The sequence below is a fragment of the Microbispora sp. CSR-4 genome (assembly GCF_008033685.1).
GTDB lineage: Bacteria > Actinomycetota > Actinomycetes > Streptosporangiales > Streptosporangiaceae > Microbispora.
In genome coordinates, this window is record NZ_VJVX01000182.1 from 1 (window position 1) to 1,083 (window position 1,083).

General features: G+C 75.3%; 1 protein-coding gene. It reads left to right on the top strand.

From position 1 onward, the window contains the following. Nucleotides 1-318 precede the first annotated feature (318 nt). Nucleotides 319-1,083 (top strand): pentapeptide repeat-containing protein (locus FLV34_RS43595; RefSeq protein WP_369074169.1); only part of this gene is annotated, 765 nt, incomplete at its 3' end.

Consider the following 1,083-nt stretch of genomic DNA (forward strand, 5'->3'; position numbering starts at 1 on the left):
CCGGGTGACGCCCCGGGAGCTGCTCCCGGTGACGCACTCTGCGACGCTGCTTGCGCCGTCCCCGGCGTCCCACGCCCGGCTCCCGGTGTCCCCGACGTTCCCGTTGCCCCGGTCGCGCAGCAGCAGCGCGCCTCGCCGTCGCACCGGCACATGCTGTGGCCATGCCGGCAGTCCCCCGCAGGCCGAGGCCCGGCGTGGGTGTGACGTGCGGAGACATCCTCGGGAGGAGGATCCGGCCGCGTCGCCTCCGAGGGCGCTGCCTGCGAGGGCGCTGCCTGCGATGGCGGCGCGTCCGAAGCCGTCGCGCCCGAAGGTGCTGTGTTCGAAGGCGCTGTGTTCGAAGGCGCTGTGTTCGAAGGCGCTGTGTTCGAAGGTGCTGCGTTCGAAGGCGCTGTGTGCCAATGCCCGCCGCCGTGGGCAGGCCATGCTGGCGTGCCCCGCCGGGCATGGGTTGCTCCGGACCGGGCCGCGCCGCGATCGCTGCCATCGCCCTTGGCGGGCGCGGTCTCGTCGCTCTCGGCAGAGCGGGTGTTCGCGGTGTCGTCGTCCTCGGCGGAGTCGGCGTTCATGGTGCGGTCGCCCTCGGCGCAAGCGGTGCGTGCGGTGCTGCGCGGCTCACACTCGCCGGGCCGCCGCTCACCGGTCCCGCGCCCGCCGACTCCACAGCCGCAAGACTCCTCATCGCTATGTCCGGGCGCGGCATCGCGGGAGCCACGGGCAGAGGCAGAGGCGGGATCGGTGGCGGGGGCGGGGGCGGCGGCGAGGTCGGTCTCGGCCATGCCCACACCACTGGCGTCGGCCTCCGCGATATCGCAGGCGTCGGCGGCGGCTCCATCGCTTGGGCTGCCGGTGCTCGCGGCCTTGGCGGGCGCAGGGGCGGCGGTGTTTTCGGCGCTCTCCGCACCGGCATCTGCCCCGGCCTCGCCAGGAGCACGGTCGCCGGTGCCGTCGGCAGCGGGGTGGTCGGTGCCGCCCGCAGCACCCGGGTCGCCCATCACGCCGGAGGCGGCGCCCTCGGCCCCGGTGGGGTCGTCGGCGCTTTCGGCGTCGCTGTCGCAGTCGCCGGTGGCAACGGCCTCGCTC